At 72.5% G+C, this 20,487-nt stretch carries 17 protein-coding genes; 11 read left to right on the top strand and 6 right to left on the bottom strand.

Translation table 11 applies throughout. The annotated features are described in order from the left end of the window. Positions 1-12: 12 nt before the first annotated feature. The 8 genes from ABZ937_RS15990 to ABZ937_RS15955 all read left to right on the top strand — a co-directional run bounded on the left by ABZ937_RS15990 (position 13) and on the right by ABZ937_RS15955 (position 7,984). Complete coding sequence (locus ABZ937_RS15990) at positions 13-996, top strand: T3SS effector HopA1 family protein (protein ID WP_361691781.1); 984 nt, start codon at positions 13-15, stop codon at positions 994-996. Positions 997-1,116: 120 nt separating this feature from the next. Beyond that, positions 1,117-1,263: an LxmA leader domain family RiPP gene (locus tag ABZ937_RS15985; RefSeq protein ID WP_361691778.1), complete on the top strand. Its 147-nt coding sequence runs from the start codon at positions 1,117-1,119 to the stop codon at positions 1,261-1,263. A gap of 348 nt (positions 1,264-1,611) precedes the next feature. Next, positions 1,612-2,811 (top strand): acyl-CoA dehydrogenase family protein, encoded by a 1,200-nt coding sequence (locus tag ABZ937_RS15980; RefSeq protein WP_361691775.1) that lies wholly within the window; start codon positions 1,612-1,614, stop codon positions 2,809-2,811. A 60-nt stretch (positions 2,812-2,871) separates the two neighbouring features. Continuing rightward, positions 2,872-3,933 carry an alcohol dehydrogenase catalytic domain-containing protein gene (locus tag ABZ937_RS15975; protein ID WP_361692308.1) on the top strand — a complete coding sequence of 354 codons (1,062 nt, stop codon included), beginning with the start codon at positions 2,872-2,874 and terminating at the stop codon, positions 3,931-3,933. An 87-nt stretch (positions 3,934-4,020) separates the two neighbouring features. Beyond that, positions 4,021-5,532 (top strand): trehalose-6-phosphate synthase, encoded by a 1,512-nt coding sequence (locus tag ABZ937_RS15970; RefSeq protein WP_361691772.1) that lies wholly within the window; start codon positions 4,021-4,023, stop codon positions 5,530-5,532. Continuing rightward, entirely contained in the window at positions 5,529-6,440 is a 912-nt protein-coding gene (galU, locus tag ABZ937_RS15965; RefSeq protein ID WP_361691769.1) for a UTP--glucose-1-phosphate uridylyltransferase GalU, read from the top strand. Before ABZ937_RS15970 ends, galU begins: the two co-directional genes overlap by 4 nt. Positions 6,441-6,496: 56 nt before the next feature. Continuing rightward, the gene (locus tag ABZ937_RS15960; RefSeq protein ID WP_361691766.1) at positions 6,497-6,997 is read left to right on the top strand and encodes a flavin reductase family protein; all 501 of its coding nucleotides are present in this window, start codon (positions 6,497-6,499) and stop codon (positions 6,995-6,997) included. A 30-nt stretch (positions 6,998-7,027) separates the two neighbouring features. Beyond that, positions 7,028-7,984, top strand: coding sequence for a Gfo/Idh/MocA family oxidoreductase (locus ABZ937_RS15955; RefSeq protein ID WP_361691763.1), 957 nt, complete (start codon positions 7,028-7,030; stop codon positions 7,982-7,984). Here ABZ937_RS15955 and ABZ937_RS15950 read toward each other — a convergent pair. Next, positions 7,944-8,267 carry a helix-turn-helix transcriptional regulator gene (locus ABZ937_RS15950; protein ID WP_361691760.1) on the bottom strand — a complete coding sequence of 108 codons (324 nt, stop codon included), beginning with the start codon at positions 8,265-8,267 and terminating at the stop codon, positions 7,944-7,946. The two genes, ABZ937_RS15955 and ABZ937_RS15950, sit on opposite strands and share 41 nt — an antisense overlap. A 180-nt stretch (positions 8,268-8,447) precedes the next feature. Between ABZ937_RS15950 and ABZ937_RS15945 the strand changes: the two genes are divergently transcribed. After that, positions 8,448-9,917, top strand: coding sequence for an MFS transporter (locus ABZ937_RS15945; protein WP_361691757.1), 1,470 nt, complete (start codon positions 8,448-8,450; stop codon positions 9,915-9,917). A 151-nt stretch (positions 9,918-10,068) separates the two neighbouring features. Beyond that, positions 10,069-10,530, top strand: coding sequence for a MarR family transcriptional regulator (locus ABZ937_RS15940; RefSeq protein ID WP_361691754.1), 462 nt, complete (start codon positions 10,069-10,071; stop codon positions 10,528-10,530). A 23-nt stretch (positions 10,531-10,553) separates the two neighbouring features. Here the strand turns inward: ABZ937_RS15940 and ABZ937_RS15935 are convergent, their stop codons facing one another. From ABZ937_RS15935 to ABZ937_RS15915, 5 genes are all read right to left on the bottom strand, one after another. Further along, entirely contained in the window at positions 10,554-11,762 is a 1,209-nt protein-coding gene (locus ABZ937_RS15935; protein ID WP_361691751.1) for an LLM class flavin-dependent oxidoreductase, read from the bottom strand. Continuing rightward, a complete protein-coding gene (locus ABZ937_RS15930; RefSeq protein ID WP_361691748.1) occupies positions 11,759-13,123 on the bottom strand; it encodes an NtaA/DmoA family FMN-dependent monooxygenase in 1,365 nt (454 codons plus the stop codon). The genes ABZ937_RS15935 and ABZ937_RS15930 overlap by 4 nt, the downstream gene beginning before the upstream one ends. Before the next feature lie 100 nt (positions 13,124-13,223). After that, the gene (locus ABZ937_RS15925; RefSeq protein ID WP_361691745.1) at positions 13,224-13,913 is read right to left on the bottom strand and encodes a response regulator transcription factor; all 690 of its coding nucleotides are present in this window, start codon (positions 13,911-13,913) and stop codon (positions 13,224-13,226) included. Next, on the bottom strand, positions 13,910-15,169 hold the full coding sequence (locus ABZ937_RS15920) for a transposase (protein ID WP_361691742.1): 1,260 nt from the start codon (positions 15,167-15,169) through the stop codon (positions 13,910-13,912). Before ABZ937_RS15920 ends, ABZ937_RS15925 begins: the two co-directional genes overlap by 4 nt. Positions 15,170-15,565: 396 nt before the next feature. Further along, positions 15,566-16,810 (bottom strand): MFS transporter, encoded by a 1,245-nt coding sequence (locus ABZ937_RS15915; RefSeq protein ID WP_361691739.1) that lies wholly within the window; start codon positions 16,808-16,810, stop codon positions 15,566-15,568. A 222-nt stretch (positions 16,811-17,032) separates the two neighbouring features. Between ABZ937_RS15915 and ABZ937_RS15910 the strand changes: the two genes are divergently transcribed. Further along, positions 17,033-20,335 (top strand): BTAD domain-containing putative transcriptional regulator, encoded by a 3,303-nt coding sequence (locus ABZ937_RS15910; protein WP_361691736.1) that lies wholly within the window; start codon positions 17,033-17,035, stop codon positions 20,333-20,335. Positions 20,336-20,487 lie beyond the last annotated feature (152 nt).

The raw sequence follows: 20,487 nt of genomic DNA, 5'->3' as shown, positions 1-20,487 counted from the left end.
GGAGGTGTCCGTATGACCGCCGACCCGTGTCTGCCCGCGGCGTTGTGGTCCGCCGTGCGGGCCGTTCGCGTCAACGGCACGGTGACCGAGGCCGAGTTGCCCGACCGTCGCGTGGCCGCCGAGGACGCGCGGCAGCTGACCGGTCTGCTGGCCGACGCCCTGTACGCGACGCTGCACGCCGGTCTGCCCGACTCGGACGCCCCGCCCCACCGGCTGCGCGACCCGCAGCTGGAGGAGGCCCTGGCCCGTGAGGCACCGCACACCAGCTTCCCGCTGGACGCCGAGCTGATCGACAGACAGCCGGCCGCGTCCGGCGCCGACGACCTGGCCGTGGTGCGGACGAACGGGGTCGCGGTGACGGTGCCCGGTGCCCTGCTGACCGGACCGGCGGAGCCCGGGCAACGGACCACGCTGGCCTGGCCCGCCGCCCACCCGGCCGTCTCCCCGGGCTTCTTCTTCGTCACGGGGTCACAGGGGCCGCCGCCGGGCGGACGCCCCCTGCTGCGCGTCTACCTGCACCTGCGCGACGCGGACACCGCGCCCGCGCTGTTCGGGCAGGTGCTGCGCACGCTGGAGGCCGCCGGCCGGCCGTACCGGGCGAAGGCGGGCTCGACTCCCCTCCAGTACCCACGACGTGACGCCCTGGTCGTCTACGTCTCCGCCGAGGACCACGCCCTGGTCGACCTGGTGGCCCGCGAGGTGCGGGGGCATCCCGCACTGGGCGAGGAGACGTCCCTGTTCGCTCGCCGGCACGCACCCGGCGTGGCATCGGCGGCGGAGCCCGAGGACAGCCGGCCGGGGATGCGGGGCATGAGCTTCGGCCAGCACCGCAGTCACGTCGTGGCCCAGGCCCTTGTCGAGCACGCCGAGGCGGGCCACGCGGGGGACCTGGACGTGCTGCTCGCCCGCCGGCTGGCCGAGGCGTCCGTCGATCCCGCCGACCCGGCCCGCAATCTCACCGCCCGAACTCCGGAAGCAGATTTATCGCGTATTTAACGCGGCCGTTGCCCATAATGGCGCCGGGCTGTTCAAGATGCGCCTGGAGGCCCGTGATCACAGTTGCTATAAAGGAGACGTCTCCGGCCGGAGCCCGAGAAAACAACAGGAGGTAGCAAAATGATGAACGAGACCGCCGAACTGGCCACCGGTTTCGACGCGTACACCGACCTCGATGAACTCGCCGCCGCGGTCGAGGCGTCCACCGAGGCCAAGACGCCGGGATTCTCCATCACCCCGACCTTCACCCTGACCCACCAGCACTGAAGAACGGCGCCGTAGGCGCCGGACCGGAGCCCGGGAGAACTCACCGAGTTCTCCCGGGCTCCTTTTTGCGCTCCGGGGCGTGCAACTTACGGCAGTTCAGGGTTGCCCGGCGTCGGCGCTTTTCTCAGAATGGAGCACGAAGCCGCGAGGTGAGAGCACTGTTCGCGGAGTGAGCGAAGAAGCCTCAGTGATTCCCGCTTGAGACGGTGAATCCTCAACCGGCGCCGATGTCGCCTGCCGTGAGGCCGAAGCTCTCCTGTTCGAGCGTCAACGCGGACGCCCTCGTTCACAGTTCATGACCTGCGGTTTTCTCTCGCAGCCCATTCCGGGACAGTACGGAGCCATCTCATGAATGATTTCAGCGTCGAACACGCGCTGCCCTCCCTCGTGCCGGACGAGGAGACGCAGCAGTGGCTGGACCGGGTCCATCGCATCACCCCGGTCATCGAGGAGCAGCGCGAGCGGGCGGAGCGGGAACGTGTGACCCCGCGCCCGGTGTTCGAGGCCCTGCGCGACGCGGGCATCCCGCGGATGTGGGTCTCCCGGCAGTTCGGCGGTTCGCAGGTCGGCATCCGGACCGGCTCCGCCGTCATCCAGGCGCTCGCCCGGCTGGACGCCTCCGTCGCCTGGCAGATGGGCGTGCAGGGCGCCATCGGCCGGCTCGCCGACTACCTGCCCGAGGCCACCTCCACCGAGCTGTTCCGCGACCACGACGGCCTGATCGTGGGCGGCGTCAACCCCTCCGGCCAGGCCGAGGCCGTACCCGGCGGATACCGGCTCAGCGGTGAGTGGGCCTTCGCCAGCGGGTCGGCCCACGCCGACTGGCTGGTGTGCGCGGCCTGGGTCACCGACGGCGGGCAGAAGCGCCACACCGAGACCGGCCCGGAACTGCGCATGCTGTTCGTGCCGCGGAAGTCGGTCGAACTCCGGGACACCTGGTACACGGTCGGGCTGCGCGGCACCGGCAGCAATCACTACACCGTCCAGGACGTCTTCGTCCCGGAGGAGTACACCGTCAACGCGGCGGAGATGACCCGACCGCCGGCCGCCCGGGAATCGCGCGCGTACGCGATCAGCTACGACGACTTCGGGCCGTTCACCTCCGCCTCCACCGCCCTCGGAATCGCGCAGGACGCCGTCGCCACGTTCAAGGAACTGGCGGTGAAGAAGACCGCGACCGGGGCGAGCAGCACCCTCGCCACCAGCCATGTCGTCCAGGAGAAACTGGCCCGGGCCGAAATTCTCCTGCACACGACGCGACTGCTGCTTTCCGACACCGCCGGCCGGGTCGCCGAGTTCGGCGAGACCGGAGGAAAGCCGCTGACGGCACTCGTGCGGCTGACCGCGGCGACGGTCGCGGAGAACACCTCGGCCGTCGTCGACATCGCCTACAACCTGGCGGGCGCCACCTCCGTGTACGCCACCAGCCGGCTGGAGCGCTGTTTCCGTGATGTGCATTCCGCGGTGAAGCACATCACGCTGTCGCCCACGCACTTCGAAATGGCCGGCCAGTACCTCCTCGGCGGAGAACTGCTGAAGCGCCGCTGACCCCACGAAGAATCCCAGAAACGCAACCCAGCACTTTCCGGAGGAAACACGTTGGACACGATGAAGGCCGTGCAGCTCCTGGCCCCCCGCAAGACCGTTCTGGCCGAGCTCCCCGTCCCCACGACCCCCTTCGACGGCCTGCTGATGAAGACGCGGTGCGTGTCGATCTGCTCCACCGACATCTCCTTCTACGAAGGCCACCTCTTCCCGTCCGAATACCCCGTCGTCCTCGGCCACGAGTACCTGGGCGAAGTGGTCGACATCGGCCCCGAGTTCGACGGCGGCCCCGTCGACATCAAGATCGGCGACCGCATCGTCTACTGGGGCCAGACGGACTTCGGCGGCTTCGCCGAGTACCGCACGGTCCGCCCCATCTTCTCGGGGCAGGTCAAGGAGGACGTCTTCGCCGCCGACCGCAACTTCAACGACGACCGGCGCGCGGCGGCCGTCAAGATACCCGAGGAGATGAGCGACCTGGAGGCGTCGTTCATCGAGCCCGTCACCGGCGCCATGCGCTCGGTCCTGTCCAACCCGCCGCGGATCGGCGACAAGGTGCTCGTCATGGGCACCGGCCCCATCGGTGTCATCGCGGGCAGCGTGATCAAGCGGCTGCTGGCCGCCAACACCGTCGTCTCCGTCGACACCAACCCGGCCCGCAACGCCTTCGCCGAGAGCCAGTTCTCCGACCGCGCCTACCTGCCGGACGAGCTGATCGAGTCCGTCGAGGAAGGCACCTTCGACTACGTCTTCGACGCCCTGCCCACCGTGAAGGTCGCCGACGAGGAGAAGGACCCGCGCCGGGTCGCCATGCGCAAGATGAAGGCCGGCGGCCGGTACATCCTGTACGGGGCCTCCCAGGAGATGCAGAAGTTCGACACCTGGCTGATGCTCGCCAAGGGCATCAACGTCCGCTCGGCGCCCTTCGACGTCACCCACTTCCCGATGCACAAGAGCGCCAACGTCATCTCCGCGGCCATGCAGATGCTGCTCAGGGGCATCGTCGACGGCAAGGCGCTGCTCTCCACCGTGCACCCCTTCGACGACTACGACGGCCTGGTCTCCATCCTCGACAACTACCGGTTCACCACCGACCTGAAGACCATCGTCGACTTCCGCAAGTGACCCGCCGCCGGGTGTGCTGCCGGCGACCACCGGCGGCACACCCGGCGCGGCACACCCGCCCCACCACGCTGCACAAGGAGCTTCCGGATGGACGACGAAGAAACGCGGGCACCGCGCGCGGAAGCCGGCCTCGTGGTCGTGGCCAACCGCCTGCCCGTGAGCCTGGAACGCGATGCCACCGGCCGCCCGCGCTGGCAGCACAGCCCCGGTGGCCTCGTCAACGCCCTCGAACCGTTCCTGCGCGGCCGGCGGGGCGTCTGGGTGGGCTGGCCCGGCACCACGGCCCGTGACCTGCCCCCCTTCCCCGAGGACGGCCTGCGCCTGCACCCGGTGCGGCTCTCCGCCGACGACGTCAGCGGCTTCTACGAGGGCTTCTCCAACGGCACCCTGTGGCCGCTGTACCACGATGTGATCGTGCCGCCCGAGTACCACCGCAGCTGGTGGGAGGCGTACGTGCGCGTCAACCGTACGTTCGCCGAAGCCGCCAGCGAGGCCAGCGGTCCCGGGGCCACCGTGTGGGTCCAGGACTACCAGCTGCAGCTCGTACCGGCCATGCTGCGGGAGTTGCGCCCGGATCTGCGCATCGGCTTCTTCCTGCACATCCCGTTCCCGCCCGTGGAGCTGTTCATGCAGCTGCCCTGGCGGACCGAGATCGTGCGCGGTCTGCTCGGCGCCGACCTCATCGGCTTCCACCGGCCCGGCGGGGCCCAGAACTTCCGCTGGCTCGCGCACCGGCTCACGGGCTCGTCCACCGAGCCGCGCCCCGCGCCCGGCGCCCGCCCCGGGGACGTCCACCTCGGCGACCGCAGCGTCCGTATCGGCGCCTTCCCCATCTCCATCGACGCGGCGGAGCTGGACCGGCTCGCCCGGCGCCCCGACGTCCAGCGTCGCGCCCGGCAGATCCGCGAGGAACTGGGCAACCCCGAGAAGATCATCCTCGGCGTCGACCGGCTGGACTACACGAAGGGCATCGACGTCCGCCTGCGCGCGGTCCACGAGATGCTCGGCGAGGGACGGATCCGTCCCGACCGGGTCGCCTTCGTCCAGATAGCCATCCCGAGCCGGGAACGGGTCGAGCACTACGTCCGGCTGCGCGAGGACGTCGAACGCACCGTGGGACGGGTCAACGGCGAGTTCAGCCGGGTCGGCCGGCCGGTCGTGCACTACCTGCACACCTCCGTCAGCCGCGAGGAACTCGCCGCCTTCTACAGCGCCGCCGACGTCATGCTGGTGACCCCGCTGCGCGACGGCATGAACCTCGTCTGCAAGGAGTACATCGCCTGCCGGTACCGCGAGGACGGGGCCCTGGTGCTCAGCGAGTTCGCGGGCGCGGCGGCCGAACTCTCCGGCGCGTACCTGGTCAACCCCCATGACCTGCAGGGCGTCAAGAACGCCCTCGCCGAGGCGCTGGACCTGTCACCGGACGAGGCGCGCCACCGCATGAGCCGGCTGCGCCGCCAAGTGCTCACCCACGACGTCGAGTTCTGGGCCCGGTCGTTCCTGACCGCACTCTCCGACGGCCGCCCCGGACCTTCCCCTTCCCCCGCGGCGGACGGTTCGTCCCCGCTCGCCTACGACACCGAATGGGCCCTGACATGACACCCGCACAGCCCGCCCCCCTGCGGAAGGCCGTCGTCCCCGCGGCAGGCATGGGGACGCGGTTCCTGCCCGCCACGAAGGCAACACCCAAGGAAATGCTGCCCGTCGTGGACAAGCCGGCCATCCAGTACGTCGTCGAGGAGGCCGTGTCCGCCGGCCTGACCGACATCCTCATGATCACCGGGCGCAACAAGAGAGCCCTGGAGGACCACTTCGACCGCAACCAGGAGCTGGAGCGCATCCTTCAGGACAAGGGCGACCAGGACCGGTTGCGGAAGGTCCGGGCCACCAACGACCTCGCCGCACTCCACTACGTGCGGCAGGGCGAGCCCAAGGGACTCGGCCACGCCGTCCTGTGTGCCGCCCCGCACGTGGGGGACGAACCCTTCGCCGTACTGCTCGGGGACGATCTCATCGATCCCCGCGACCCCCTGCTGGCGCGCATGGCCGAGGTCCAGCGGGACCACGGCGGCAGCGTGATCGCCCTGATGGAGGTCGACCCCGCCCAGATCCACCTCTACGGCTGCGCCGAGGTCGCCCTCACCAAGGACGCCGATGTCGTCGAGGTGACCTCCCTCGTGGAGAAGCCGCAGCCCGGCCAGGCCCCCAGCAACCTCGCCGTCATCGGCCGCTACGTCCTGTCGCCCGCCGTCTTCGACGCGCTGCGCGACACCCCGCCCGGCAGGGGAGGGGAGATCCAGCTCACCGACGCGCTGGAGCGGCTGCTGGCCACCGGCGACGAGCCGATCCACGCCGTGGTCTTCAAGGGCCGCCGCTACGACACCGGTGACCGGGGCGACTACCTGCGCGCCATCGTCCGGCTCGCGTGCGAACGCGAGGACCTCGGCGCCGACTTCCGGACCTGGCTCCACCAGTACGTCACCCAGTCGCTGCCGCACAGCCCCTGACCGGGCCACCACCCTCACCCGGCCGGACACCCACGCCCCGCGAAACGGATATCCCGATGACCGTCGAAACCGCCCATTTCACCCGTGCCATGGCCCGCGTTCCGGCTCCCGTGACGATCGCCACCACCGTGGACGCGTCCGGCGACCGGTGGGGTTTCACCGGAAGCTCCTTCAGCTCCCTGTCCCTCAGGCCGCCCCTGGTACTGATCTGCCTGGACAAGAACGCCAGCACCCACCAGGCCTTCGTCACCGCGGAGCGCTTTCTGGTCAACATCCTCGCCGCGGAGCAGAGCGACGTCGCCCTGCGCTTCGCCCGGTCCGGCGTGGACCGGTTCGCCGACGGAGACATGGAGCCCTGCGAGTTCGGTCTCCCCGGGCTGCGCGACGCCGCGGCACGCGTCGCCTGCACCCTGCACGACGTCGTCGACGGCGGGGACCACAGCATCCTCATCGGCCGGGTGGAGGCGACCCACACCGGTGACCGCGCCCCCCTGGTCTACAGCGACCGCTCATTCGGCCGTCCCGTGTCCGCGGCCGCCGCCGTCGGAGCCCGCTGACATCGCCGGATCCGACCGAGGGGCAGCACCGTGGTGAGACCGCTGCACGTCGTCCTGCTCGGCACCTCCCACGTGCACTTCCGTGACTACCACGACCTGCTCGCCCGGGACCCCGGGGTGTCCTCGGTGGTGCTTCCGGCGGCACCGGACCCCGGGGACGGGCTGGTCTTCGACGCCGTACCCGTGCGGGAGGCGCTGCGGTCCGCGGACGCGGCCGTCATCACCGCCACCACCGCGCAGCACGCCCAACTCCTGCCGCACACGGCCCTGGCCGGCGTGCCGACCCTGGTCGAGAAGCCGCTCGGCGCGTCGGCCGCGGAGACCGCCCGCCTGCTGCCGTTGCTGGAGGCCGGCGCGGGCGGGACCACCGCGATGTTCCTGCGCTGCGCGCCCGGCCTCAAGCGGGTGCGGGCCCTGCTGCTGCGGGACGTCATCGGGCCGCTCACCGCCGTCCGGCTGCGCTTCGCGCACTCGGGCTTCACGGACGGCATGTTCACGGCCGGGACCGCATGGATGCTGGACCCCGCTCAGGGAGCGGCCGGAGCACTCGGCGACCTCGGCATCCACCTCGTCGACCTGCTGCTGTGGCTGGCCCCGCACCGGCCGCTCGACGTCCTCGACGTGGATCCGCGCTACAGCCCCGGCTGCCCGCTGGAGACGGCGGGCGCCGTTCTGCTGCGCTGGGGAGGGATCCCCGTGACGCTGCACACCAGCTGGGTCAGTCCGCGGGCCGGGTTCTCCGCGTGTTTCGAGGGGCGGCGCGGGACGATCCACGTCGACGACGGCCGGGTCACGGTGCTGACCGGACGGACCACGACGCGGCTGTACGAAGCGCCTCGGGCCGCGGCGGTCCTCCGGGCGTTCCTGCGCCGGCTCGGCGGCCGGGCGGCCTGGCAGCCCCCCGGCAGCGACGACATCCGGCGCGCCGCGGCACTGCTGGAGGAGATCAGCTCGGCTGCGACTCGGCCTCGCTCCGCGCCCCGTTGAGGATCGCGTCCAGCAGGCCCGGATAGCGGTGGTCGAGGTCCTCGCGGCGCAGGGACAGCAGGTTCTCCCGGCCCGATGGGCGCTGCCAGATGATGCCGGCGTCTCGCAGCACGCGCCAGTGGTGCGTCATCGAGGACTTCGAGACCCCGTCCAGGATGCTGCCACAGTTGTGCTCCTCGCCGTCGCTGAGGACGCGTACGACCGTCAGGCGCATGGGGTTGCCGAGGGCGGTGAGGACGTTGGCGATGCGGATCTGATCACGGTCGGGGTGGTGGGCGATCATTGTTCCACTGTACCGCGACAGTCTGACCATCCCTCGTCCACGCGGCCTCCCTGTCCGGCCCGGATCGGTCGTGGCCGGATCTCGCTCCCCCGGTTGCCGTCGGTTCGATTGTACGTAAGCATATGAACAGTCGTACTGGTTCGGGCTGCCCAGCCCATGACCCAAAGGGGCTGACCTTTCATGTCCACTTCACCCACGCTGCAGTCGGGCCACAGCGGTCCGCGTCAGCAACGTCTGGGCTGGAGTCTGGCGCTGCTGGCCTTGGCGCAGCTGATCTTCTCGCTCGACCTGAACATCGTCTTCGTCGCGCTGCCCGACATCGGTGACGACCTGGGCTTCCCCGGCCAGACCCAGCAACTGGTCGTCAGCGCCTACGTGGTCTTCGCCGGCGGCTTCCTGCTGCTGGGCGGGCGAGCGGCGGACCTGCTCGGGCGGCGCAGGATGTTCGTCCTCGCACTCACCATCTACGCCCTGTCGTCCCTGGCGGGCGGGCTGGCCGGCAGCCCGGCCGTCATCATCATCGCCCGCGCCGTTCAGGGCATCGGTGGCGCGCTCCTGCTGCCGTCCACGCTGTCCCTGATCAACACGCTCTTCGAGGAAGGGCCCAAGCGGAACCGGGCACTCGCCGTGTGGGGCGGAGCCGGCGCGAGCGGTCTGACCGTCGGCGCGCTGCTGGGCGGCATCCTGACCGAGAGCTTCGGCTGGCCCGCGGTCTTCTTCGTCAACGTGCCGCTGGCCGGCCTGGTCGCCATCGCCGCGCTGGCCGTCATCCCGCGGGACGAGGCGCGCACGGCGGGCCGCCGGTTCGACCTGCCCGGCGCCCTGACGGTCACCGCCGGTGCCACCCTGCTCGTCTTCGCCCTGGTGGAGGGACCGGAGAGCGGCTGGACCTCGCCCGAGGTCATCGGCTCCTTCGTCGCCGCGGTCGTCTTCCTGATCGCCTTCGCCGCCATCGAGTCCCGCAGCCAGGACCCGCTCATGCCGTTCCGGCTGTTCCGCAACCGCAGCCTCAGCGTGGGCATCACGGTCACCTTCCTCTACATGGCGACCTTCGGCACCCTGCCGTACTTCCTGACCGTGCTGCTGCAGTCGGTCCACGGCTTCAGCGCGCTGCAGACCGGTCTGGCCTTCCTCGTGCCCTCCGTCGCCATCGCCACCGGCACCCAGCTGGGCGAGCGCCTGACCACCAAGCTGGGCACCCGCCCGACCCTGCTGGCCGGCTTCCTCGTCGGCGCCGTGGGCACCGCGCTCCTCGCCTGGGGCTTCGACGCGGACGCCACCTACGTCATGCTGCTCCCCGGCCTGATCGTCTCCGGCGTGGGCCAGGGCATCGTCTGGACCGCCATGTGGATCGCCGCCTCCACCGGAGTCGCCGCCGACGAGCAGGGCATCGCCAACGGCATGGCCTCCACCACCCTCAACATCGGCAACGCCATCGGCCTGGCCGTCCTCACCGCCATCGCCGACGCCGGCACCGGCGGGAAGACCGGCGACGCGCTCAAGGCCGCCACCGCGGACGGTGAGTTCCTCGTCGTCCTGCTCACCGCCGTCGGCATGGTGATCGGCCTGCTCATCACCCTGGGCCTGCCCAGCAAGAAGAAGCAGGCCGCCTCAGCGGCCGTCGAGGATCCCGTCCTCACGGCTCAGTGAGCACATCCGGCCACCGTGCGTCCGACCATCCCCCGCGGGACGCAAGGGACGGCTGATGTGCTCGGTGCCCCGGCGGCCTGTGCCGCCGGGGCACCTTCCTTTGTGTACGCAACCCCAGGTACGGCTCGCCGCCCGGACCGAAAGGCCCCCCGTGACCGCTTCTCCCCCCGCCGTCACCCGAGAGCGCTGGCAGGTGCTGTGCAGGCTTCTCGGCAGCGCGGAGGCCCGTATCGAGCGTGCCCTGCGGACCGGACACGGGGTCAGCGCACGCGAGTTCGCCCTGCTCGACGTGCTCAGCCGCCGGCACCACGACGACGGCCGGCCGAGCACGCGCGACCTCGCCCACGCCATCGGCCTCAGCCACAGCGCCACCACGCGCCTCATGATCCGCCTGGAGGACCGCGGCCTGATCCGCCGTTCGCCCTGCACCGCCGACGCCCGCCGCATCCGCACCCGTGCCTCCGACACGGGCCTCGCCCTGGCGCGACAGGCCCGGCACACCCACCGCGCCGCCCTGCGGGAGGCACTCGCCGAAGCGGCGGGCGATCCGCATCTGGCGCCCGTGGTCCGCGCGGTGCGGGACGAGCTGGAACGGCGCGTCGCCACCCGCTGAGGCGGCAGCCCTCGGCTCTCCGTTCAGTCCCCCCGCGCGTACCTGTTCCGGGGAGCCGGCAGGCCCAGCCGATCGCGGAGGGTCCCGGTGTCGTACGCCGTGCGGAACACACCGCGCCGTTGCAGTTCCGGCACCAGCCGCCGGGTGATCGCGGTGAGGTCGTACGGCAACGCGCCGGGCCGCAGCCGGAAGCCGTCCAGCCCGGCCGAGCGCCAGTCGAGCAGCAGGTCGGCCAGTTCACCTGGGGTACCCGTGAAGACCAGGGCGTCCGAGGTGTACGCGGCGCCGTTCAGCTGGTCCAGGTGCTCCTTGCGGCGGGCGGCGGCGCCGGGTTCGTCGTCCAGGAAGACGACCACCTCGGCGAACCTGCGCAGCGGCCGGTCCCGTACGTCCCTGCCCACCCGGTCCGCGGCCTCGTCCACCTGCGCGAGGATCGCCTCGGCGCCCGCGCGGTCCCGTGGCGTGACGAAGACGACGTCGCAGCCGCGCGCCGCGAACTCGTACGGCGTGGAGGCGTGCGCGAGACTCGCCACCACCGGCTGGCCCTGCGGCGGACGGGGCGTGATCGAAGGGCCCCGGACGCTGAAGTACGCGCCCTCGAAGTCGATGTGGTGCAGCTTGTCGCGGTCGATGAAGCGGCCCGTGGCCGTGTCCCGTATCTCCGCGTCGTCCTCCCAGCTGTCCCACAGCCGCCGGGCCACCTCCACCACCTCGGTGGCCTCCGCGAACAGCGGGCGCAGCCGCGCGGCGATCAGTTCGGGGTCGCGGATGTCGTCGTCGGTCAGCTGCGGGGTCGAACGGCGGCCGAAGTGGGCGGCGTCGGCGGCGCGCGAGGCGATCTGCGGACGCCAGCCCGCGCGGCCCTTGGCGGCATGGTCGAGGGTGGCGATGCCCACGGCGACGTGGAACGGCTCGGTGTGGGTGACGTTGACCGTGGGGACCAGGCCGACGCGCGTGGTGAGCGGGGCGAGGAAGGCCGCGAGCAGTACGGCGTCCAGGCTGCCCCTGACCTGGTCGGTCCGGTCGTCGGGCCGGTGCGGGGCGGCCGACTGCGGGCCGAGGGAGTCCTCGAACGTGACGAAGTCGAGCAGGCCGCGCTCGGCCTCCCTGACCAGATCCGCCCAGTACGCGGGGGTGAAGAGGGCGCCCGGGGCGTCCTGGGACCGCCAGGCCGCCGGATGCCAGCCGGCGCCGTCCAGGGCGACGGCGAGGTGCAGCGGGCCGTCGCTCACGATGCCTCCTTCGCGTTCCCGGAGCCGCGCCCGGCGCGCGGCAGCGGTGGCAGACCCAGGTGGTGGCGCAGTGTCGTCCCCGTGTACTCCCGGCGCAGGACGCCCTTCTCCTGCAGCAGGGGCACCACCCGGTCCACGAAGTCGTCCAGGCCGCCGGGTGTCAGATGCGCGGCGAACACGAAGCCGTCCGCGCCGTCGCTCTGCACGAAGTGGTCCATGGTGTCGGCGACCGTCCGCGGGCTGCCGACGAAGGTCTGCCCGCCGTGGACCTCGATGACCAGCTCACGGATGCTCAGCCCGCGTTCCTCGGCGAGGGCGCGCCAGCGCCGGGCGGTCTCGGCACGGCCCGTGCGGAACACGGAATGCCCCTTCAGCATCAGCGACTCGGGTTCCGGGTCGACGTCGGGCAGCGGCCCGTCCGGGTCGTAGGCGGACAGGTCGCGGCCCCAGACGGCCTCCAGGTGGGCGATGGCGGTCTGCGGGCTCACCTGGGCGCGGGTGATCTCGTCGGCGTACGCCGCGGCCTCCGCGTCGGTGTCGGCGACGACGACGGTGGCGGTGGGCAGGATCCGCAGCGCGTCCGGTGAGCGGCCGTACCGGGCGAGGCGGCCCTTGACGTCCTGGTAGAAGGCGCGCGCCTCGGCGAGGCGGTTGTACTTGCTGAAGACGACCTCGGCGTCCGACGCCGCGAACTCGCGGCCCGCCTCGGACTCCCCGGCCTGGATGATCACCGGGTGCCCCTGCGGGCTGCGCGGGGTCGTGAAGCGCCCCGCGATGTCGAAGTGCTCGCCGCGGTGGGCGAACTCACCGGCCCCGGCGCGGACGAACCGCCCGGCCACCGGGTCGGCGGGTACGTCCTCGCCGGCCCAGCTGTCCCACAGCTCACGCGTCGTGGCCAGGAACTCGGCGGCGCGGGTGTAGCGGTCGGCCTCGGCGAGGAAGCCACCGCGCCGGAAGTTCTCGCCGGTGAAGGCGTCGAAGCTGGTCACCACGTTCCAGGCGGCACGCCCGCCGCTGAGGTGGTCGAGGGTCGCGAGCCGGCGCGCCACCTCGTACGGCTCGTTGAACGTGGCGTTGACGGTGGCGGCCACCCCGAGACGCGTGGTGACGGCGGCCACCGCGCTGAGCATGGTCAGGTTGTCCGGGCGGCCCACCACGTCCAGGTCGTAGAAGTGGCCCTTGTGCTCGCGCACCCGCAGTCCCTCGGCGAGGAAGAAGAAGTCGAACCTGCCGCGCTCCACGGTCCGCGCGAGGTGCACGAAGTTGTCGACGGCGATCTGGCTCGTGGAGCGCGGGTCCGACCAGACGGTGACGTTGTGGATGGCCGGCAGCTGAGCGGCGAGATGGATCTGCTTCGTCATGCGCCGCGCACTCCTTCCGGGGCGAACGGGAAGCGGGCAGAAGTCACCAAGGCGGGGCTCCCTAGGAGTCTCAAGGGACAGGAATGTCAGGAATGCGGGCTCAGCCCGCGGACGCCTCGGGCATCTGCCCGACGTGTCCCATGCGGTAGCCGACCCCGCGCACCGTGATGATCCAGCGGCTGGAGCCGAGCTTCGCCCGCAGGCTGCTCACGTGCGTGTCGATGGTGCGGCTGGTGCGCACCCAGTTGCTGCCCCAGACCTTGGCCATCAGCTCCTTGCGGGAGACGACGGCGTCCGGCCGCGCGGCCAGCGTGTAGAGCAGCTCGAACTCCGTGGCCGTCACGTCGACGACCCGGTCGAGCAGGCGCACCTCGCGCGTCCGCGGATCGATGTGCAACGGCCTGAGCGAGATGCTGTCCGCTCCGACGGCCTGCGGCCGGGTGCGCCGCAGCACCGCTTCGATCCGTGCCCCGATCTCCCGCGGACTCCAGGTCCGCAGCACACAGTCGTCCGCTCCCGCCTTGAGCGCGAGAACCCGCTCCAGTTCGTTGTCGCGGTGCGTGCAGGCGATCACGGGGATGTCGCTCTCCGCCCGCAGGGTGCGGCACACCTCCAGCCCGTCGATGTCGGGCAGGTCCAGGGAGAGCAGTACCAGATCGGCGTCGTGGTACGTGCGCAGGATCCGCGCCCCCCGGTCGACGGTGTGGGCGGCGTACCCCTGGCGACGCAGATCGCCCGCCGTAGTCTCGGCCGCGGCGGCGTCCGGCTCCACGACCAGCACTTTCCTCACGCGCCCAGGCCTTTCGCTCCGGCTTGCGCCCAGCGGTTCGCGGTCTCGGCGCTCGCCCTGGGCATGGGTACGGCCGGCGCGGGGACCGCGTCGGGAGCGCCGTACAGATGCCGGTAGGCGTACGCGGCCGAGACCATGGTCATGTGGTGGTGCCAGCCGGGGAAGGAGCGGCCCTCGAAGTCGAGCACGCCGAATCCCTCCCGCAGCGCGGCGACCGTCGTGCGGGCGGCGGCCTGGCTCCGGGCCAGCGCCAGGACCTCGTCCACGCCCCGGTCCAGCAGGCTGGTGATCCAGTACCTGGCGGATTGCGCCCCGTCGGCGGAGGGCTGTTCCAGGACATGGTAGGGACGCGACACGTCCTTGCCGGCCCCGCGCTGGGCCAGGCGCACCGGCCCGCCGTACACGTTGACCCGCACCCCCTTCGAACCGCCCTGCTCGGACTGGCGCATCAGCACATGCGGCTGCCGGGCATGCGGCTCCTCCATCAGCTCCCCCACGGTGATCACCCGCGGGGAGGGGCGTCCGATGAGCACGATCTGGCCCGGGTCGACCTCGCAGACGAAGTCGAGCCCACGGCGGGCGAGTCCGGCCATGACACCGCTCGCGTCGTCGCACCGCCGGGTGAGGTTGAGCACCCAGGGCGCGTCGGGCAACCGGGAATGCGCGGCGACACCGGCGGCGAAGCCGAGGACGTAGGCCCCCACGGGCCGCCCCGTCTCCGCCTCCGGTATCCGCGCACGGCGCCTGCGCAGATCGTCCCAGTCCCAGGCCCCGTCGAGGACGAGGTTCCAGTCGACCGGGAAGCACTGGGTGCCCGTGCCCGCGCCCGTGGTCGTCGCCAGGAAGAGGCCGAGGCCGCGCTGGCAGTTGATGGTGCGTCCGGTCGCTTGGTCCAGGCGCCGGTGCACCCCCACCGAGTGCTCGCCCTGTTTCGGTATCAGGACGTCGGCGGTCGTCCACGCGTAGGCCGGCCTGCTCGCCGCGATCGTCCGGGCGAGTGCGGAGCGCACCGGCTCCCAGGTCCAGGGACTGCTGTTGATGAACTGGTGCAGACCGTGCGCGGCTCCCGTCGGCATCAAGCCGGCCTGGGCCATCCGCCGCGGTGTCTTTTTCCCCGGCGTATGGAGCAGGCCCCACAAGTATGCCCGCGCCCAACGACGTTGTTCCGCGCGGTGCAGCGGGTTGAATACTTCTCCAATAAACTTCTGTATGCGCTCGCGCTCCGCGGCTTCGACGCGCACTCCCAATGACGACATGGTGAACTACGCCCCCTCGCAGTCGTGTCGCCTCATCGTTTCGATGTGCGTACAGTCGTACGGGGACCAAAACTACCGGCTTGTTCGCTGATTTCACCGGTCGGCCGGGCACTTTGACATTTCGCCCGCTGACCTGTGAAAACGCTCATGGGTGGGATTTGGGACCGGCCGGGCGTCCGGGTCCCGGGAAGGCGTTTCCCTCCGGCGACGACCAGCGGGCCGGAAGCCATTTCCACTGGTCACGGCGGATCTGCCGGGTGCGCCCGCGGTAACCGCGACCGCCGGTGACGAGGATCCGCGAAAAAGTCTGTTTCCAGTCAACGGCATATGAACATCACATTGCGCGGCCCGAACATCGGCCGACCCGTCGAACGGGAAAGCAGGCGCCCGGCGGACCTACGCCCCGGGCCGCCGGGACGGGAAACCGTGGCGGCGGGCGGCGAGTACGACGACCAACACCGGGAGCAGGAGCAGCAGTACGGTCCAGGGGAAGGAGCCGCTGCCGCTCGCGTCCAGCAGCACGCCCCCGAGCACACCGCCGCCGGCCATGGCCACGTTCCACAGCGTGACGAGCATCGCCTGGGCCGCGTCGGCGTGGTCGCCGCCCGCATCGCCGACGGCCGTCTGCAGCAGCGTGGGCAGGCCGCCCCAGCCCAGCCCCCACAGCACCGCGGCGACGTACACCAGCGGGCCGCCGTCGGTGAGTGCCGCGAGCAGGGCGGCGGCGGCACCCACCAACAGGGTGCCGGCGATGGTCAGCGAGCGCAGCCGGTGCTGGATCCGCGCGCCCACGATCCAGATGCTGATGAGCGAGGCGGCCCCGAAGGCGAGCAGCACCAGGTCGGTGCGGTCGCCCATCCCCAGGTCGTCCAGGAACGTGGCGATGTAGGCGTACAGCACGGTGTGCGCCAGCACGAAGACAAGGGTGACGAAGAGCACCGGGCGCACGCCCGGGACACCCAGCGCCCGCAGCATGCGCGGCCGTTCACCGCGCTGCAGGCCCGGATAGTCGGGCACGGCGGCCGTGATCCACACCAGCAGCACCACGGTGAGCGCGGTCATCGCCAGGAACGCCACGCGCCAGCCGAGGGCCTGGCCGAGGAACGTCCCGGCGGGCACGCCGAGGGAGAGCGCCACCGGAATGCCGGCCATGGCGACCGCGATCGCCCGGCCCTGCAACGGCACCGGCGCCATCCGCCGTGCGTAGCCGGCGAGCAGGGCCCACGCCAGGCCGGCCGCGACACCGGCGATGAACCGGGCCGCCATCGTCAGCGCGTAGACGGACGACACGGCCGTGACCGTGTTGGCCACGGCGAAGCCCGCCACCGCGGTGAGCAGCAGCCGCTTGCGCCGCCAGCCCGCGGTGGCCGCCGTCAGCGGGATCGCGGTGAGCGCGGTGCCGAGCGCGTAGACCGTGACCGTCTGCCCGGTCGCGGACTCGCTCACCCCGAGGGCACGGCTCATCCCGGGCAGCAGACCCGCGGGGAGCGTCTCGGTGAGGCTGGTGATGAACACCGCGGTGGCGAGGGCGAGAAGCGCCGCCAGCGGCAGCCGCTGTCGCTGCTCCTCGCTCCGTGGCCGCACAGGTGGCGCGGCACCGGAATCCCTGTCGGCGGCGGCCGTGTCGGGTGAGGCGCTCATGGGGGTGTCCTCCGTATCTCGTGGGGCCGTTGCCAGGGCCTGCGACCGGGGGCCGGCGGTGAGCACGACGGTGCCGCCGCCGGGCACGCCCGACGGCAGAGCCATCCGGCCATGCGACTGTGCGCGCGGGCACTTCGGGAATGCTTCGGAAATGCTTCGGGAACGCTCAGGAGCCGAGGCCGGAACAGCTGGGCGCCTTACTGGAGAGGTACGGTTGTGTACATGCGGTTAGGGGTGCTCGGACCACTCGCGGTATGGGACGACAAGGGAGAGCCGGTCCAGGTCCCCGAGACCAAGGTGCGGGCGCTGCTGGCGGATCTGCTCGCCCACGACGGCGGCCCCGTCTCCGCGGACCGGCTCATCCACGACCTGTGGGGCGAGAACCTCCCCGGCCGTCCGGCGGGCGCCCTGCAGGCCAAGGTCTCCCAGCTGCGCCGGGTGCTCGGCCGGGAGCGGCTGGTGCGGCAACCGCCCGGCTACCGGCTGCGGCTCGACGCGTCCGACGAGGTCGATGCCGAGCGGTTCGGCCGGCTCGTCGCCGAGGCCCGCTCCGTCACGGACCCGCGGGCGCGGGCGGCGCTGCTCACCGAGGCCCTCGGCCTGTGGCGGGGGCCGGCGTACGCGGACTTCGCCGACGAGGAGTTCGTCCGCGCGGCCCGGCAGTGCCTGACGGAGCAGCGGCTGGCCGTTCTGGAGGAGCGGGCCGAGGCCCGTCTGGCGGCGGGCGACCACCTGCTGCTCGCCGGGGAGCTGGCCGCCCTCGTGGCCGAGCACCCGCTGCGGGAGCGCCTGCGTGCCGTGCAGATGCGGGCGCTGTACCGGTCCGGCCACCAGGGCGAGGCGCTCGCGTCGTACGAGGAGCTGCGCACCCGCCTCGCCGGGGAGCTGGGGGCCTGCCCCGGCCCCGCGCTGAGCGCGCTCCACCAGGCGATGCTCCGCCAGGACCCGCACCTGGACACTCCGGCCCCGGCCGATGCCGCCGCGCCACGCCGTCTGCCGTCGCCGGCGCGGCCCGAGGCCGCCCCGGCGCCCGCTGCCCCGGCCGCTGCCCCGGCCGGTCTGCCCGTGCCGCTCACCGCCCTCATCGGCCGCGAAGCAGCCCTCGCCCGGCTCTCCCGGCTCCTCACCCGGCAGCGGCTGGTCACCCTGACCGGGCCCGGAGGCGTCGGGAAGACCCGGCTGGCCGTGGCCGCCGCGCAGGACATCGCGTCCGGTGGCCCGGCCGCCGGACAGCCCGACGAGGCCTGGTTCGTGGAGTTCGCGGGCGTCCGCAGCGCCACCGCCGACGACCTCGCCGAGATCGTCGCCGCGACCCTCGGCATCCGGGACGACGCGCCCTCCGCCCCGCCCGCCACCGGCACCGGGACCGCCTCGCCCGTGCACCGGCTGACCGCCGCCCTGCGCGACCGCCGCACCCTGCTCGTACTGGACAACTGCGAACACATCGTCGCAGCCGCCGCCGAACTGGCCGGGCCGCTCCTGCGCGGCGCCCCCCGGCTGCGCATCCTCACCACCAGCCAGGAACCGCTCGCCCTGGCCGGTGAGACCGTGTTCCTGGTCGAGCCGCTCCGCACCCCCGACGCCGTCCGCCTGTTCACCGAGCGGGCCGCCGCCTGCGCGCCCGGCTTCCGGCTCGGCTCCGGCGACCCCGACGGCACCGCCGACGGCGCGGGCTCCGACCACGCCGCCGTGGCCGAGATCTGCCGCCGCCTGGACGGCATCCCGCTCGCCCTGGAACTGGCGGCGACCCGGGTACGGGCCCTGGGCGTACGGGAGCTGGCGGCGCGCCTCGGCGACCGGTTCCGGGTGCTCACCTCCGGGCAGCGCGGCGCGCCCGCCCGACAGCAGACCCTGCGCGCGATGATCGACTGGAGCTGGGAGCTGCTCAGCACGCCCGAGCGCACCGTCCTGAGCCGGCTCGCCGTACACAGCGACGGCTGCGACCTCGCGGCGGCGGAGGCGGTGTGCGCGGGGGAGGGCGTGGCCGGCGGCGCGGTGCTCGACCTGGTCACCCGGCTCGTGGAGAAGTCCCTCGTCGTCGTCGCGGACGGCCCCGCGGGCCCCCGCTACCGCCTCCTGGAGTCGGTCGCCGCGTACGCCGCCGAGCGGCTGCACGAGACGGCCGACGAGGCCGCGGCCCGCGAGCGCCATCTGCACCACTACCTCGCCCTCGCCGAACGCGCCGAGCACCGGCTGCGCGGTCCGCACCAACGGGACTGGCTGGCCCGCCTGGACACCGAGGCGGGCAATCTGCGCGCCGCCCTGGACGAGGCGGTACGACGGGCCGCCGCCGGGCGCGGCGCGGAAGCCGTCCGGCTCGCCACCGCCCTGACCTGGTGGTGGCTGCTGCGCGGCCGTCTCACGGAGGCCCGCCGCGGCCTGGCCGCCGTCCTCGCGGCCACCGCCGGCGACCCCGACCCCGAACTCGCCGTCCTGCACGGCGCGTTCGTGCTCCTGACCGGGGAACGCACGGTGCCCGGCCCCGCCGACGCCGTACCCGACCCGGTGCGCCGCGCCCGGGCGCTGTGGCTGACCGCCTACGGCATGTTCAGCGCCGGCGACCTGGACGGCAGCCGCGCCCTGAACACGCGCGCCCTCGGCGATTTCGAGGCCGCGGGCGAGCGGTGGGGCATCGCCGCCGCGCTCGGCCTGCGGGCCGCGCTCGCCCTGGTCCGCGGCGACCTGGACGGCCTGGCCCGCGACGGGCAGCGCAGCCGTGCCCTCTTCCGCGAGCTGGGCGACCGATGGGGCGAGCTGCAGACCGTCTCACCGCTCGCCGCGCTCGCCGAGATCAGGGGCGAGTACGCGCAGGCCACGCACCAGCAGCACGAAGGACTCCAGATGGCCCGGGAGTTGTGCCTGCAGGCCGAGGTCTCGGCCCGGCTGTCCGGGCTCGGCCGCCTCGCGCTGCTCGCCCAGGACTACGACCGCGCCCGCGAACTGCACGAGCAGGCGCGCCGCATCGCCGTCGAACAGGGCTACAAGTACGGCGAGATCCACGCCGACATGGGCTTGGCCCTCGGCGCGCGGCGCTCCGGTGACCTCGACGCGGCCGAGGCACAGCTGCTGCGCATCCGCGACGACCACGCCGACGTCTCCTCGCCGGCCGGTGACCATCTGCTCCACGCCGAACTCGGGTTCATCGGCGAACTCCGCGGCGACGCCGCCCGGGCGGCCGCCCACCATCTGCGCGGCCTGCGGATCGCGCGCGACCTGGACGAACCGCGCGCCCTGGCCCTCTCCCTGGAGGGACTGGCCGGCGCGGCCGCCCTGTACGGACACCGGTCCGGTGCCACCTGCGCGGCCCTGCTGCTCGGCGCCGCCCACACCGCGCGGCGCAGCGTGGGCGCACCACTGCCGCCCGCCGAGCGCGGTGACGTCGACCGCGTCACCGCGGCGGCTCAGGCCGTTGTGGGCATGCGTGCGTTCCGTGAGGCGTTCGAGCGTGGTGCGTGGCTGGGTCCGGCGGAGGCGGAGCGTCATGCGTGCGCGGCTCTGGCGGGCTTGCTGGGCAAGGCGGCGTGAGTCGGGTTGCTCAGGTCGAGCCGGGTTCGGTGGTCTGCCCGCTGGCGTCGGTGTCGGGGAGCGGGGGGCTCCGTTGCCGGTCGCCGAGCGTGGTGCGTGGCTGGGTCCGGCGGAGGCGGAGCGTCATGCGTGCGCGGCTCTGGCGGGCTTGC

This window comes from Streptomyces sp. NPDC046727, assembly GCF_040645635.1.
GTDB lineage: Bacteria > Actinomycetota > Actinomycetes > Streptomycetales > Streptomycetaceae > Streptomyces.
Note: the sequence above shows the minus strand (reverse complement) of the source record. Positions and strands in the feature narration are given on the sequence as shown.